Source organism: Porticoccus sp. (assembly GCF_041592135.1).
Classification (GTDB): Bacteria; Pseudomonadota; Gammaproteobacteria; order Pseudomonadales; family Porticoccaceae; genus Porticoccus.
Genome location: NZ_JBFHQR010000057.1, coordinates 1 through 12,674 on the forward strand (window position 1 = coordinate 1; position 12,674 = coordinate 12,674).

A 12,674-nucleotide genomic window follows, 5' to 3' on the forward strand; every position below is an offset into this window, starting at 1 on the left:
TCGAGGAAGTAGAACAGGCTGAGGCAAATCACCAGCGCAAAGACGATCGACGCCACCACGATGCTTGTAAGCTGCACCTGGCGCAGCGCCACCACCAGCAGCAGGAACAGCATGTTGATCAACACCCTGACCCCGTGGGCCAGTTTGCCGATAAACCTGAAGAAGCGTCGAATCAGACCGGGTTTGTCACTCATGGGTTATCTTCCTGATAAAGCGAGTATTGTTTCCAGCGACTGAACATCATGGCGGCGCCAAACAGCACCACCAGCAGCACCAGTTCGGCGGCATCCAGCAGATTGGCGTTGGGGGCGAACAGATTGGTGACCGTCACCATGAAATACATCAGAGTGACAAAGCACAGCATGGAAATGGTTTTATAGCTCTCCCGGCGCAAACCCGGCAGAAAAATCAGCAGCGGCACCAGGGTAACCACCAGCAGGCTGAGCGGCGTTGCGGACAGCACACCATTCACTAGCAGCACCACCATCAACAGCAGGTAACTGCCCCAAGTCAGGCGCCGGGCCACCTGGAGTTTTTGACCGAGTTTGGGAATGATTTTTGTCATTGTCCGCCCGCCAGTTTCTTGGTCAGCGCCGCCATGCGTTTGCCCTGGGCGATACACAGACTGATTTCCTCCGCCGTCAGCGACCGGCTGCCGTCGCCGCCGGCCTGGTGGGAGACGCCATAGGGCGTACCGCCGGAAGCGGTGGTGTGCAACGCCTGCTCGCTGTAGGGCAAACCGGCGATCACCATGCCGTGGTGCAACAGCGGCAGCATCATGCTGACCAGCGTGGTTTCCTGGCCGCCGTGCAGTGAACCGGTGGAGGTGAACACCGACGCGGGTTTGTCGATCAGGCTGCCGTTCAACCAGAGATCGCCGGTGCCGTCGAGGAAATACTTCAGTGGTGCGGCCATGTTGCCAAAGCGCGTCGGGCTGCCCAGTACCAGGCCGGCGCAGTCCCGCAACTCATCCTTGCTGCAATAAAGAGCGCCTTCGACGGGCACATCTGGCTCGGTGGCCTCACAGGTCGCCGATACCGGGGGCACGGTGCGCAAGCGCCCCTCGACACCGCCCTGTTCGACCCCCTGGGCAATTTTTTCTGCCATGGCGCGGGTGTGCCCATAGCGGGAGTAATAGAGAATCAGGATATAGGGCATCAGAGAATTTCCAGCACCTGCTCGGGGGGACGGCCGATGGCGGCCTTGTCGCCATTGACCACGATGGGGCGCTCGATCAGCTTGGGATTGGCCACCATGGCGTCAATCAGTTGCTGCTCGGTCAGGCTCTCATCCGCCAGGTTGTACTGCTGGTAGGCGTCCTCACCCTTGCGCAGCAGCTGGCGGGCGCCGATGCCCAGTTTGCCGAGCAGGCCGGCCAGGGCCTGTTCGTTCGGCGGCGTCTCCAGGTACAGGATAATTTCCGGATTGATGCCGCGCTCTTCCAGCAGGGCGAGGGTCTGGCGGGATTTGCTGCAACGGGGATTATGGTAAATGCTGATCATGATCTTTGTGTAGAATACCCTTGATGAAAAAATGCATTCTAGCTGTAAACGCACCAGCTGGGCCAGACGAGTAAGGGGCCTGTCCATGACGCTGAACGAACGACTGGAAATGACCGGCCTTTTTTTCCGCCACCTCGGCAGGCGTTTCGCCGATGACGGCTGTCGCCAGAGCGCCGCGGCGCTCACCTATATGAGCCTGTTTGCGGTGGTGCCGCTGATGACCCTGATGTATTCGATGTTCTCCCTGATCCCGGCATTCCAAGGGCTGGGGGAGCAGGTACAGCAGCTGATCTTCAGCAATTTTGTACCCCAGAGCGGTGCCGAGATTCAGAACTATCTTAGCGAATTCTCCGCCCAGGCCCGCACCCTCTCCGCCGCGGGCGCCATCATTCTGGTGATCACCTCCTACCTGATGCTCACCAACATCGAACACACCTTCAACAACATCTGGGGCACCGCCGGTGCCCGGCGCGGGCTCTCCAGCTTCCTGCTCTACTGGGGCATTCTCAGTCTCGGGCCACTGCTGCTCGGCGTGGGACTGATGATGCGCACCTATCTGGTGTCCTTCCAGTTACTGGTCGACGAGGTGGATGTACTGGGCATCACCGCGCTGATTTTTGAATACCTGCCGCTGTTGTTCACCTGGGCGGCCTTTACCCTGCTGTTCCTCGCCGTGCCCAACTGCAAGGTGTCCGGGCGCTACGCCACCATCGGCGGGCTGATTACCACATTGCTGTTTGAGCTGGCCAAACTGGCCTTTGGCGCGCTGATCGCCCATTCCAGCTACACCACCGTGTACGGCGCCTTCGCCATCGTGCCGATTTTCCTGATCTGGATTTACCTGATGTGGATTATCGTGCTGGGGGGCGCCGAGCTGGTGCGCTCCATGGAAACCTTCCAGACAGTGTGGCGCGGCTACGAATACCCGGACCTGATCGCCGTACTGGTGGTGATGTGGGAGTGCTGGCGCAACCAGCAACTGGGCGGTTCCATCTCCGACCGCGATATCATCAAGAGCGGTCTGGAAGAGCAGCACTGGCGGCGCTTGCGCGACCTGCTGATCGACAAGCGCCTGCTGGTGGTCACCAGTAATGGCCGCTATATTCTGACCCGGGATCCCCACCAATTGAAGCTGGCCGATCTCGCCCAACTGGGCGGTCGCGGGGCAACCGCGCTGCCGGGTGTCAAGGCCAATGAAGCCCTCTCGGGTTATCCCTGGTACGGGCAACTGTCAGACATCCTGCGCCGCAGTGACGACCAGCTTCAGCAAACCCTTTCTCCCACCTTGGCGGAATTATTCGAACAGGAGTCAACCGTTGAGAACAATGATTAAGCTGCTGGCCGCAGCGCTGTTGCTGTCACTCTTGGGCTGCAGCGATAGCCAGCCCAGCTACCCGCTGATGGGCGGCGGCATCATGCGATTCGATGAACTGCAGGGCAAGGTGGTGCTGGTCAACTACTGGGCCACTTGGTGCAAACCCTGTCGCGAGGAAATTCCCGAACTGAATGCCTTCCAGCAAAGCCATGGCGACCAGGTACAATTGCTGGCGGTCAACTTTGACGGCGTGACCGGAGAACTCCTCGAGCAACAGGCCCAGTCACTCGGCATTGCCTTCCCGGTACTGGCCGCTGATCCCCGCCAGCAATTTGCGGTCAAAGCCAGTGGGGCGTTGCCGGAAACCCTGGTGATAGACCGCGCCGGCAACTTCCGCCAGGTGTTGCTCGGTCCCCAGAACGGGGAAAAGCTGTCCGCCCTGTTGCAACAACTGGACAGCAATCAGTAGAGAGCCTCAGCCAGTAGATAGAGAGCTTCAGCCAGTTAATAGAGAGCCTCAGCCAGTAGATCGAGTGCTTCAGCCAATAGAGAGCTTCAGCCATGCGCAACTGCCGCCAGTTCTATATCAACGGCCAGTGGGTCGACCCCGCGGCCCGTCACGACCTGCCGGTGGAAAACCCGGCGACGGAACAGGTGATTGCGGTCATTTCCCAGGGTTCCCGGGAAGATCTCAACCACGCGGTGGCCGCGGCCCGACAGGCCTTTCCGGACTATTCGCAAACCAGTCGGGAACAGCGCCTGGCCTGGCTGGAAGCGCTGTTGGCCGCCTATATGGCGCGCTACGAGGAAATGGCCCAGGCCATCTCCCTGGAAATGGGCGCGCCCATCAGCTTTTCCCGCAGCGACCAGGCGGACTGCGGTCGCGGTCACCTGAAAAGCGCCATTGCAGCGCTGCGCCATTACCCCTTTGAGCAAACTATGGGGCGCAGCTGTATTGTCAGGGAAGCCATCGGCGTCTGCGGCCTGATCACCCCCTGGAACTGGCCCATCAACCAGATCGCCTGCAAGGTCGCCCCCGCCCTGGCCACCGGCTGTACCCTGGTGCTGAAACCCAGTGAAATAGCCCCGCTCAGTGCCTACCTGTTCGCCGACATGGTTCACCAGGCGGGATTCCCGGCCGGCGTCTTCAATCTGGTCAATGGCAGCGGCCCGGTGATCGGCCAGGGCCTGGCGGAACATCCCGACATCGACATGCTGTCCTTTACCGGCTCCACCCGGGCGGGGGTGGCCGTAGCAAAGGCTGCCGCCGACACCGTCAAGCGGGTAGCCCAGGAACTGGGCGGCAAATCCCCCAACCTGCTGCTGGACGATGCCGACTTCGACAAGGCTGTGCCCCAGGGCGTGTGGCTGTGCATGGAAAACACCGGCCAGTCCTGCAATGCGCCCACCCGGATGCTGGTGCCGGAGCAACACTACGACCGGGTTGTGGCGCTGGCGGCTACGACCGCTGATGACATCGCGGTGGGCCAGCCCGATCGGGAGGGGCCACATATCGGCCCACTGGCCAGCCGCGAGCAATTCGACAAGGTACAGGGACTGATCCAGACCGCCCTCGACGAAGGCGCCAGGCTGGTGGCCGGCGGGCCGGGCAAACCGGTGGGGTTTGAAACCGGCCACTTTGCCCGCCCCACGGTGTTTGCCGATGTGCACAATCAAATGACCATCGCCCGGGAAGAAGTATTCGGCCCGGTACTGGTGCTGATCCCCTACCGGGATGAGGCCGAGGCCGTTGCCATTGCCAACGACACCCCCTATGGACTGGCGGCCTATATCCAGACCGGCGACGTGGTGCGCGGCCGCCGCATCGCCCGGCAGTTGCGCGCCGGCATGGTGAGAATCAACGGCGCACCCCACAGCTACAACGCGCCCTTCGGCGGCTACAAACAGTCCGGCAACGGACGGGAGTGGGGAGAGCTGGGATTCGAAGACTATCTGGAGATCAAGGCGATCAGCGGCTGAACGGGCAACTCGCTACCAGCCGAACACCTGCTTGACGAAGGGAATACTGAGGCGACGCTTGGCCTCCAGGGAGGCTTTTTCCAGCTGTTCGAGGCAGTCCATCAGGCCATGCAGATCCCGGGCGGCGCGATTGACCAGATAGCGGGCCACATCATCGTCCAGGTTCATGCCCCGGCGGGAGGCGCGAAACCGCACGATCTGCTCCCGCAGTTCATCGTCCGGGGTTTCCAGCTGAAACACCGGCCCCCAGCCGAGGCGGGATTTCAGGTCCGCCAGGGACAGCGGTAATTCCCGGGGAGCGGCGCTGCCGCCCACCAACAGGCGGCTGCCGGTATCGCGCATGCGGTTGTACAGACTGAACAGTTCCTCCTCCCAGTGGGGTCGACCCGCCGCGACCTGCACATCATCGATGGCCACCAGCGGCAGCCGCTCCAGCTCCGCCAGCACGTCCTGTGGCGGATAGTCCAGCAACTCGCTCAAGGGCAGGTACTGTACCGGCAACCCCTGGGCACTGGCCTGGTGACAACTGGCCTGCAGCAGGTGAGACACTCCGCTGCCGCGGTTGCCCCACAGGTAAATGACCGGCTCATTCCCATCTGTGCAGTTGGCCCGCAACAACACCAGCAGATGCTGCCGGCTGTCGCCTTGGGGAACCAGGAAGTTCGCAAAGGTGGCATCGTCGTTAAGTTTGATTTGCAGGCTGAGCTGTCGGGGTGCGCTTCCCGGCATCAGGGCCGCCCCCAACGGAACAGGTAGGTGTTGGCGGTGGCATCCGCTGTGTCAGCGGCGGGCTCTTCGCTCATGCGGCTGTCCCGGCGCAGGGTGTCCAGCAGCAGGCCGACATCGCCCTCCACCGCCACCCTCAACCCCAGTCGATCGCCGTCGACATACTCGACAATGACAGTGCGCACCAGCTCCAGGGATTCCAGATAGCCGGTGACCGCGCTGAAAGCCTGGTAATTCTCCACATGATTGATATTGAGCGTCAGTTCCTGGGCATTGAATTGGGGTACGAAGGCGTAGTGACTGGCGATACTGTCCACCGTCTCACCCACCAACTGATCGATCAACCGCTCCGGGCTGTCGGCCACCAAACTGCGCAGGTTATCGCTGTTGTCCACTTTCAGCAGCCGCGCGCCGCGCCACTGGCCAGTGGAACTTCGATAGAGGCGCACCGCCATCCAGGCGCTGCTGTTATAGCGCGCCGAGGCCTCGCTCAGCTTTTCCAGATCAAAATTCCAGGCGTCTTCCTCGCTCAATACCCTGCGATCCTCCAGATCCAGCAGCGGCATCAGCAATGGCGCCCCCCGCCCCTGCATGGCGCGGTCGAGCAGCGCCAGCAAGGCCGGTTGATCCTCCGGGGACACAAACTGCCTGCCAGCATCGGTATCGACCACCATCCAGGTCAGCAGCTCGGGGCGGTCGGCCGGCCAGATCTGCAAATGTTGGCCTCGCACCAGGCGGTCCACCGCGGTTTCAGAAAACTGGATGTTCATGGCGAGACCGCTGCCCTGATCCGCGCCCGGCCTGGTATAACTTACGTAGCCGTACTCGCTGACATAGCCGTCTGCCCCCGCCAGAACCGATATGATCTCCGGGTTGGACAGCACCAGGCTGTTACCTGTCACCTTGACCAACACCGCGCCCAATCCGGCACGCAGGGCCCTGGCGCGCTCGGCGGCACCCTGGTCGGCAACCGGCACCTGTGCCTGGTAAAGATGGGTCACGGAGGCTGCATGGGCGGCAAGACTGAAGCAAACTGCCCACAACAGGGGGAATATTTTCAATGACAGGGATCTCTTCATGGGGGCGATTGTAGCAGCCGCCGACAAATAGACCCATTCTCCAACTGCCAGATTTCCCCTTTTCATATAAAATAGCCAGCCTTTGTTAAATCCGTCTCAGAAGCAAGGCTCCTCTATGAGTAATCCCGAACAACCCTCTCTCAGCTACAAAGACGCCGGTGTCGATATCGACGCGGGAAATGCACTGGTGGAGCGCATCAAGCAGGTGGCAAAACGCACCCGGCGGCCGGAAGTGCTGGCGGGTTTGGGGGGCTTTGGCGCCCTGTTCGCGCTGCCCAGCGGTTACAAGGAACCGGTACTGGTCTCCGGTACCGACGGCGTGGGCACCAAGCTGAAGCTGGCGATGGAGCTGGGCATCCACGATACCATCGGGATCGACCTGGTGGCCATGTGTGTCAACGACCTGGTGGTGTGCGGCGCCGAGCCGCTGTTTTTTCTGGATTACTACGCCACCGGCAAGCTCAACGTGGATACCGCCGCGGCAGTGGTCGCCGGCATCGGCGAAGGCTGCGCCCAGGCGGGCTGTTCACTGGTGGGCGGTGAAACCGCGGAAATGCCCGGCATGTACGAAGGCGAGGACTACGATCTGGCCGGCTTCTGCGTCGGGATCGTGGAACGAGACGGCATCATCGATGGCAGCGGCGTCCATGTGGGCGACACCCTGATCGGCATCGCCTCCAGCGGCCCGCACTCCAATGGCTACTCGCTGATTCGCAAAATCATCGAAGTCTCCGGTGCCGACCCGCGCACGGAAATCGTCGACGGCAAACCCCTCGGCGAGCTGCTGCTCACCCCCACCCGCATCTACGTCAAGTCCATTCTCGGCCTGGTGGAACACGCCCACGTGCCGGTACACGCCATCTCCCATATCACCGGGGGCGGCCTGCTGGAAAATATCCCGCGGGTACTGCCGGAAACCGCCAAGGCGGTGATCGACATTGACAGCTGGCAGACGCCCGCCGTATTCCAGTGGCTGCAGCAAAAGGGCAACGTGGACCCGGTGGAAATGCACCGCACCTTTAACTGCGGTGTCGGCATGATTGTCTGCGTGCCGGAAAACACCGCACAAACGGCACTGGACACCCTGCATATCGCGGGCGAAGACGCTTTTATCATCGGCCATGTCGCCCACGCAGAACCCGGCGACGAACGCGTAGAACTGAAAGGCTTATAAGAAATGCAAAAAACACACCTTCCCCGCATTGTGGTGCTGATCTCCGGCAAGGGCAGCAACCTGCAATCCTTTATCGACGCCGTCCAGATGCGCGTCATCGAGGGCGAGATTGTCGCCGTGATCAGCAACAACCCCGGCGTGCTGGGCCTGGAGCGCGCCGAAAAGGCCGGCATTCCCACCCAGGTAATCAATCATCGCGATTTTGCCGACCGGGAAAGTTTTGATGCCGCGCTGGCCGAAGTTGTGGAGAGCCATCGCCCGAACCTGGTACTGCTGGCCGGTTTCATGCGCATTCTTACCCCGGCTTTTGTGGAGCAATTCGAGGGGCGGATGATGAATATCCACCCCTCCCTGCTGCCCAACTACCCGGGGCTGCACACCCACCAGCGCGCCCTCGATGCCGGCGACAGCATCGCCGGTGCCACCGTGCACTTCGTCACCCACGAGCTGGATGGCGGCCCGGCCATTATCCGGGCAGAAGTCCCCATCCTGGCGGATGACGATGCCGCCACCCTGGCCGAGCGGGTGTTTGAACAGGAACACCTGATCTATCCCCTGGCGGTGCGCTGGTTCTGTCAGGGCCGGCTGGCACTCATCAACAATCGCGCCTGTATGTTTGGTCGGCCCCTGCCGCCAACCGGGCACCCTTTTAGTACCGTGGCCCGTGAACGATAGCGGCTAACTGCTATCTAACCCCACGGTGAAACTCATCCCGAGACCTCGAAACACATGCACAACCCAGCCTGTAATGCCCTGTTTTCCGCTCTTCGGGGCGGCCTGTTAGCCCTCGTCGCCCTGTGCTCAGTCCCGGCCCTGGCAGCCGGCAAGGATGCGGCACTGGAGCCCTACCGACTGGCCTACGCCGCCACCTTTAATGGCATGGATATCAATGCCGAGCGGGAATTGCGCAAAATTGGTGACAGTTACCAGCTGGTCACCAGCGCCAAAGGCATGCTGGGCAGCATCATTGAGGAAGGCACCTTCAAGGTTGACGGCCAGGGCATCATCGTCGACCAGGGCTATGAGTACGAGCGCAATATCATCGGCATGAAAAAAGCCGAGGAACTGTCCTACGACCGCAGCGCCGGCGTCGCCCATTTTGAAAGCAAAAAGAAAAGCCGCCAGGTCAAACTGGAAGGGGATTACCTCAACCAGCTCTCCTTTCAGGTGCAGCTGCAACGGGACCTCATCAACGGGGTGACACCGCTGCACTATCAGGTGATCGCCCGGGGCAAGCTGAAAGACTACCATTTTGAAATACTCGGTGAAGAAACCCTCGACACCCCGCTCGGCCAGTTTCAAACTGTCAAGGTGCGCCGAGTGCGCGAAGACAATGACCGGCAAACCATCATGTGGTTCGCCCCGGCGCTGAACTACCTGCTGGTGCAGTTATGGCAACAGGAAGAAGACGGCGATGACCACAAACTGGTGATCAAATCCGGCACGGTCAACAACCAGCCGATTGCGAATGGCGGCAAACACTCCTAGGAGACAAACCCGTGGCGACCCCTAACATTGGCGGCACCGCACCCATCATCGCGGCAGTCACCGAAGGCAAAACCTACTGGTGGTGCGCCTGCGGCAGAAGCGCCAGCCAGCCCTTCTGTGATGGCTCCCACGCGGGCACCGAATTCACCCCCCTGGCCTGGCAGGCCAACAAGACCGGGAAAGTAGCATTCTGCACCTGCAAACGCACCGCCACAGCCCCACTCTGCGACGGCTCCCACAGCCAACTGGAACAGGAGTAACCTATGGAAATCAAACCAGAAGACCGACCGGAAGAGCGGCCCGAAATGGCCCCTAGCCGCAGTTCGGTTACCCTCTGGATTGCCCTGGTCGCAGCCGCCATCCTGGTCGGTGGTGGGGCCTACTACCTGCTCACTCCCAAAGAGGCAACTGACCAACCAGCCAGCCAGGTTGAATTCCAGCCCGAGCCACTGCCCACGCCACCGGCGACGCCCGCTGCGCCGCCGGAAGTGGAAGAGGCGATTCCGGTCAAACCTCCGGCGCCCGTCCAGCAGAAAGAAACACTCCCCAGCCTGGATGACAGCGACCAGCTGACCCGCGAAAAACTGGCCCTGCTGTCCCCGGATGGCAAACTGGAACTGTGGCTGCCCGGCGACTTCATCATTCGCCGCGGCATCACCCTGGTCGACGGCCTGTCCCGCGGCATCGTGCTGCGCAAGATGCTCAACGCCCCCGCCCCGGAAGGCAAATTCCTGGTCAATAAGGATGGTGGCAAAATCGCCATCGACCCAGCCAACTATGGCCGTTACAGCTATCTGCTGGAAACGCTGGAGTCCCTCGACACCGACAGCCTGGTCGAGCTGTTCCACCTGCTGCGGCCACTGCTGGAACAGGCCTACGGCGAACTCGGCTACCCGGCCGACACAGTGGACAAGGCCTTCATCGGCGCACTTGACCAGATCCTGGCCACCCCGTTCCCGCTGATGCCCATCTACTTGACCCAGGAGTCGGTCAACTACAAATTCGCCGACCCCGCACTGGAAGCACTGCCGCCGCTGCAGAAACAACTGATCCGCATGGGGCCAGACAACACCAGGCGGGTACAGGCGAAAGCGAAAGCCATCCGGGAAGCGCTGCTCAAGCAGTAATATTTGACCCCACTGCTTTTTTATAGGAAGTTAGGGTTGTTTTTGCGATAACGCCAAAACAACCCAACTATCAAGGGCCAAAGGAATGGCGGCAAGAACATCCCAAAACCCCCTTTTCAAACTGCGTGCGGATAGAGCTCGTCAGCTTTTATTGCGGATCAAGCAGAAAAGTGCCCTGATAATTCTCCATTCAAATTTGGCCTGCCAAGTATTTCATAACAAAATCCATAGGCTGACCTCACAACTCATTGCCCCGATAACTTGTTATAAGGGCGCCCCGATAATAATGATTATGAGGCCGAAGGTCTCTTTAACAGACTGTTAAGCACCACACTCAAATTCAAGATCCAATCACATCAACCCAAGGAAGATATAAAATGGCAGACCCAAGAGCATTCATTAGTTTCGATTTTGACCATAATGTTACACAGAAAAATTTATTTGTAGGTCAATCGAAAAATTCAAAAACACCATTCTCAATTGAAGACTGGTCTTCAAAGTCATCATTGCCTCAATCTCAATGGGAAGCCCTAATAAAAAGCAAAATGGGTAAATGTAATATGCTTATCGTGCTCAACGGTAAAACAATGGCAAGCGCTACAGGTGTTTCAAAAGAGATTACTATGGCCAAGGATCAAAATGTTCCAGTTTTTGGTGTATATGTCGATGGGGCAAATACGACAAGTAACCTCCCGAGTGGTTTGCAGCGTAATCGAACCATTGCATGGGACTGGGATAAAATAGCAGCAGCAGTCGATCAAATGATGGGTGAAGGTAAAAACAAATAGAGGTTTTCATGAAAAAGGCTCTGATCATTGGAATAAACGACTACCCATCATCTCCACTAGGTGGCTGTGTAAATGACGCCAACACTTTAGCAACGGTATTAGAGTCGAATGGCGACGGGTCACCAAACTTTGGGGTTCGCAAGATTACTTGCCCTAGCACTGACATCACGAGGCCAGTGCTGCGTGAAGCCATTGAGCAACTATTTACTGGAGATTGTGACATGGCTTTGCTCTATTTTTCGGGGCATGGCTATATAAAAAGCACTGGGGGCTACTTAGTTACTACCGATGCCAAAAAATATGACGAAGGCGTTTCGATGGATGACATATTGGCGTTGGCAAACCAATCAAAAGCAAGAAACAAAGTCATTATCTTCGATTGTTGCCACTCTGGTGCAATGGGCTCGCCCAGCTTGTCGGGTAATGGTACGGCTCAGTTGGCTGAAGGTATGTCGGTATTAACTGCCAGTAGAGATAGTGAATACGCATTAGAAGTAAATGGCGCGGGTGTATTTACATCTCTTCTAATCGATGCATTGAAAGGGGGCGCGGCAGATATTCGAGGAAATATAACACCAGGCTCACTATATGCGTACGTTGATGAAGCTCTTGGCGCATGGGATCAGCGACCAATTTTCAAGACAAATGTTACTAGCTTCTCCCCATTGCGAGTCATACCCCCTAAAGTGCCATTTGAAACATTACGTAAAATTACACAATATTTCCCTACGGCTGATAGTGAACATAAATTAGATCCATCGTATGAAGATACTGAGGCAAGTGCAGATCCCGAGAATGTAAAAATATTTAAGGATTTACAAAAGTATCAAAGCGTAGGGTTGGTTGTGCCAGTCAATGCAGAGTTTATGTATTTTGCTGCAATTAACTCCACTTCTTGTCGATTGAGCGCCCTAGGTTATCAATACTGGCGTTTAGTAAATGAGAAGCGGCTATAAAGCGCATAACAAACACATGTTGTCGGACTGGTTTTCCGCTGTGCTCCAAACCAGTGAACTAGCCCCAAATGCGAACGTTATGAATTTAGGTGATCGAATGGCACATAATCCAGAGCTACTATACAAATACAAAGGAATCGATGAATATGCTTTAAAGGCAATTTCTACAGGCCGACTCTATTATGCTTCTAGGTCTGACTTTAATGATCCAATTGATTCACATCCGCATTTCGAAAACGATGTGAATAAGCAATCGCTAGCGAAATTGTTGGAATATTTCACGAACAATAAAGGAATAAACCCAAGTACGATTTCGGTCGATGATGCACAATCCGAAATAGAAAGAAACATAGAAAGGAGGCTAGATGATACCGGAGTATTATCCATGTCATCGTCCTATGATAGTCCTCTTATGTGGAGTCACTACGCGAACAACCACAAAGGAGTATGTCTCGGCTTTAGAAGAAACAAAGCAAAGGAAGAGTCGCGCTACTACTACCCCAAGTTGGTGCAAGTAGCATACAACCGACCTCGCCTAA

The 12,674-nt window shown here is 57.9% G+C and carries 17 protein-coding genes; 11 read left to right on the forward strand and 6 right to left on the reverse strand.

Annotation, left to right across the window (positions count from 1 at the left end; translation table 11 throughout):
- The 4 genes from ABY948_RS06825 to arsC all read right to left on the reverse strand — a co-directional run.
- Window positions 1-194, reverse strand: a 194-nt coding sequence (locus tag ABY948_RS06825) for a hypothetical protein (RefSeq protein ID WP_461481772.1), incomplete at its 3' end; no start/stop codon positions are given.
- Window positions 191-565, reverse strand: coding sequence for a DUF2069 domain-containing protein (locus tag ABY948_RS06830; RefSeq protein WP_461481773.1), 375 nt, complete (start codon window positions 563-565; stop codon window positions 191-193). The genes ABY948_RS06830 and ABY948_RS06825, both read right to left, overlap by 4 nt.
- Window positions 562-1,158, reverse strand: coding sequence for an NAD(P)H:quinone oxidoreductase (gene wrbA, locus ABY948_RS06835; RefSeq protein ID WP_461481774.1), 597 nt, complete (start codon window positions 1,156-1,158; stop codon window positions 562-564). The genes ABY948_RS06830 and wrbA overlap by 4 nt, the downstream gene beginning before the upstream one ends.
- Window positions 1,158-1,502: an arsenate reductase (glutaredoxin) gene (gene arsC / locus ABY948_RS06840; RefSeq protein WP_461481775.1), complete on the reverse strand. Its 345-nt coding sequence runs from the start codon at window positions 1,500-1,502 to the stop codon at window positions 1,158-1,160. Before arsC ends, wrbA begins: the two co-directional genes overlap by 1 nt.
- Before the next feature lie 85 nt (window positions 1,503-1,587).
- Here arsC and ABY948_RS06845 point away from each other — a divergent pair, with 85 nt between their 5' ends.
- The 3 genes from ABY948_RS06845 (at window position 1,588) to ABY948_RS06855 (ending at window position 4,797) form a co-directional block, all read left to right on the forward strand.
- Entirely contained in the window at window positions 1,588-2,835 is a 1,248-nt protein-coding gene (locus ABY948_RS06845) for a YihY family inner membrane protein (RefSeq protein ID WP_461481776.1), read from the forward strand.
- Window positions 2,828-3,286, forward strand: coding sequence for a TlpA family protein disulfide reductase (locus ABY948_RS06850; RefSeq protein ID WP_461481788.1), 459 nt, complete (start codon window positions 2,828-2,830; stop codon window positions 3,284-3,286). The genes ABY948_RS06845 and ABY948_RS06850 overlap by 8 nt, the downstream gene beginning before the upstream one ends.
- A gap of 92 nt (window positions 3,287-3,378) precedes the next feature.
- Window positions 3,379-4,797, forward strand: coding sequence for an aldehyde dehydrogenase family protein (locus ABY948_RS06855; RefSeq protein ID WP_461481777.1), 1,419 nt, complete (start codon window positions 3,379-3,381; stop codon window positions 4,795-4,797).
- A gap of 12 nt (window positions 4,798-4,809) precedes the next feature.
- Here ABY948_RS06855 and hda read toward each other — a convergent pair whose 3' ends face one another.
- Both hda and ABY948_RS06865 read right to left on the reverse strand, forming a co-directional pair.
- Complete coding sequence (gene hda / locus ABY948_RS06860) at window positions 4,810-5,526, reverse strand: DnaA regulatory inactivator Hda (RefSeq protein WP_461481778.1); 717 nt, start codon at window positions 5,524-5,526, stop codon at window positions 4,810-4,812.
- Window positions 5,526-6,524, reverse strand: a complete 999-nt coding sequence (locus ABY948_RS06865) for a DUF2066 domain-containing protein (protein ID WP_461481779.1) — start codon at window positions 6,522-6,524, stop codon at window positions 5,526-5,528. Before ABY948_RS06865 ends, hda begins: the two co-directional genes overlap by 1 nt.
- Window positions 6,525-6,717: 193 nt before the next feature.
- On the opposite strand from ABY948_RS06865, the gene purM reads away from it, so the two are divergent.
- The 8 genes from purM to ABY948_RS06905 form a co-directional block, all read left to right on the forward strand.
- The gene (gene purM / locus ABY948_RS06870) at window positions 6,718-7,776 is read left to right on the forward strand and encodes a phosphoribosylformylglycinamidine cyclo-ligase (RefSeq protein ID WP_461481780.1); all 1,059 of its coding nucleotides are present in this window, start codon (window positions 6,718-6,720) and stop codon (window positions 7,774-7,776) included.
- 3 nt (window positions 7,777-7,779) lie between these two features.
- Window positions 7,780-8,451 carry a phosphoribosylglycinamide formyltransferase gene (purN, locus tag ABY948_RS06875; protein WP_461481781.1) on the forward strand — a complete coding sequence of 224 codons (672 nt, stop codon included), beginning with the start codon at window positions 7,780-7,782 and terminating at the stop codon, window positions 8,449-8,451.
- A 54-nt stretch (window positions 8,452-8,505) separates the two neighbouring features.
- Window positions 8,506-9,264 (forward strand): DUF3108 domain-containing protein, encoded by a 759-nt coding sequence (locus ABY948_RS06880; protein ID WP_461481782.1) that lies wholly within the window; start codon window positions 8,506-8,508, stop codon window positions 9,262-9,264.
- A gap of 11 nt (window positions 9,265-9,275) precedes the next feature.
- Window positions 9,276-9,524: a CDGSH iron-sulfur domain-containing protein gene (locus ABY948_RS06885; protein WP_461481783.1), complete on the forward strand. Its 249-nt coding sequence runs from the start codon at window positions 9,276-9,278 to the stop codon at window positions 9,522-9,524.
- Between the two features lie 3 nt (window positions 9,525-9,527).
- On the forward strand, window positions 9,528-10,391 hold the full coding sequence (locus ABY948_RS06890; protein ID WP_461481784.1) for a DUF3014 domain-containing protein: 864 nt from the start codon (window positions 9,528-9,530) through the stop codon (window positions 10,389-10,391).
- A gap of 377 nt (window positions 10,392-10,768) precedes the next feature.
- On the forward strand, window positions 10,769-11,179 hold the full coding sequence (locus tag ABY948_RS06895) for a TIR domain-containing protein (RefSeq protein WP_461481785.1): 411 nt from the start codon (window positions 10,769-10,771) through the stop codon (window positions 11,177-11,179).
- 8 nt (window positions 11,180-11,187) lie between these two features.
- Window positions 11,188-12,135, forward strand: a complete 948-nt coding sequence (locus ABY948_RS06900) for a caspase family protein (RefSeq protein WP_461481786.1) — start codon at window positions 11,188-11,190, stop codon at window positions 12,133-12,135.
- The coding region (locus ABY948_RS06905; RefSeq protein ID WP_461481787.1) for a DUF2971 domain-containing protein at window positions 12,119-12,674 on the forward strand (556 nt) is incomplete at its 3' end. The genes ABY948_RS06900 and ABY948_RS06905, both read left to right, overlap by 17 nt.